A 1,517-nucleotide genomic window follows, 5' to 3' on the forward strand; every position below is an offset into this window, starting at 1 on the left:
CACCAGCCTGGGGGTCAGGCAAGACCGAGCGCCGTGGCAAGGCCAAGTGCCCGAGCGACGCCGGCTCCATAGGCCGGATCGGCGCGTGTGCAATTGGCGACATGGCGTTCCTGGATATGGCGCTTGGCGCCACCCAGGGCACGGGCGGTGTTCTCGAACAGCGCCTGTTGCTGTTCCTTCGTCATCAGGCGGAACAGATTGCCCGGCTGTTCCCAATGATCGTCATCGACCCGGTGATCCCAGTGTTTCGCCGGGCCGGTGATGTCGAGCGGCGGTTCGCTGAAATCCGGCCGGTCGCCCCAGACATTTTCGCTGTTGGGGTGATAGCTGACGGTGCCGCCGAGATTGCCGTCGGTCCGCATGGCGCCGTCGCGGTGATAGGAGTGGAACGGGCATTTCGGCGCATTGACCGGAATGTGGTTGAAGTTGACGCCCAGGCGGTAACGCTGGGTATCGCCATAGGAGAAGAGCCGCGCCTGCAGCATCTTGTCCGGCGAGAAGCCGATGCCCGGCACCACATTGGCGGGCGAGAAGGCGGCCTGTTCGACCTCGGCGAAATAATTCTCCGGATTGCGGTTGAGCTCCAGCACGCCGACCTCGATCAGCGGATACTCCTTCTTCGGCCAGACCTTGGTGAGGTCGAAGGGATTGTGCCGGTGGTGCTTGGCCTGGTCCTCCGTCATCACCTGGATGAACATCTTCCAGCGCGGGAAGTCGCCGGCCTCGATGCTGTTATAGAGATCGGCGAGATGGCTTTCGCGGTCCTTGCCGATCAGCGTCTCGGCCTCGCCATCGGTCAGGTTCTGGATGCCCTGCTCGGTGCGGAAATGGAACTTCACCCAGACCCGTTCGTTGTTCGCGCTGATCATCGAGAAGGTGTGGCTGCCGAAGCCATGCATGTGGCGGAAGCTCTTCGGGATGCCGCGTTCGCTCATCACGATCGTCACCTGATGCAGCGCCTCCGGCAGCAGGGTCCAGAAGTCCCAGTTATTGTCGGCGCTGCGCCGGCCGGTGCGCGGGTCGCGCTTGATCGCGTGGTTCAAGTCGGAGAAGCGCAACGGATCGCGGAAGAAGAAGACCGGCGTGTTGTTGCCGACCACGTCCCAATTGCCTTCCTCGGTATAGAACTTGATGGCGAAGCCGCGAATGTCGCGTTCCGCATCGGCGGCGCCCCGTTCGCCGGCCACGGTGGAGAAGCGGATGAAGAGCGGCGTCTTCTTGCCGATTTCCGAGAAGATCTTGGCGCGGGTATATTTCCGGATGTCCTTGGTGACCGTGAAGGTACCATAGGCACCGCCGCCTTTGGCATGCATGCGCCGTTCGGGAATCACCTCGCGGTCGAAATGCGCCATCTTCTCGATCAGCCAGATATCCTCCAGCAGCGCCGGGCCCCGCGGACCGGCGGTGAGGATGTTGGTGTTGTCGGCAACTGGCGCGCCGGTCGCGTTGGTCAATCCCGGAGCCTTGTTCGTGTCTGGATTTTTGGCCATGGTACCTGTCCCTCTCAGGCATGTGTT

General features: G+C 62.4%; 1 protein-coding gene. It reads right to left on the reverse strand.

The features are described from left to right. Positions 1–14: 14 nt before the first annotated feature. Positions 15–1,490 carry a catalase gene (locus tag SMD27_RS24060; RefSeq protein ID WP_320511001.1) on the reverse strand — a complete coding sequence of 492 codons (1,476 nt, stop codon included), beginning with the start codon at positions 1,488–1,490 and terminating at the stop codon, positions 15–17. Between the last annotated feature and the right edge of the window lie 27 nt (positions 1,491–1,517).

It is taken from the genome of Dongia soli (assembly GCF_034044715.1).
Lineage (GTDB): Bacteria > Pseudomonadota > Alphaproteobacteria > Dongiales > Dongiaceae > Dongia_B > Dongia_B soli.

What these genes read in the sequence shown, in the direction of transcription:
- SMD27_RS24060 (WP_320511001.1), bottom strand. Translation starts at nt 1,490, where the DNA reads ATGGCCAAAAATCCAGACACGAACAAGGCTCCGGGATTGACCAACGCG.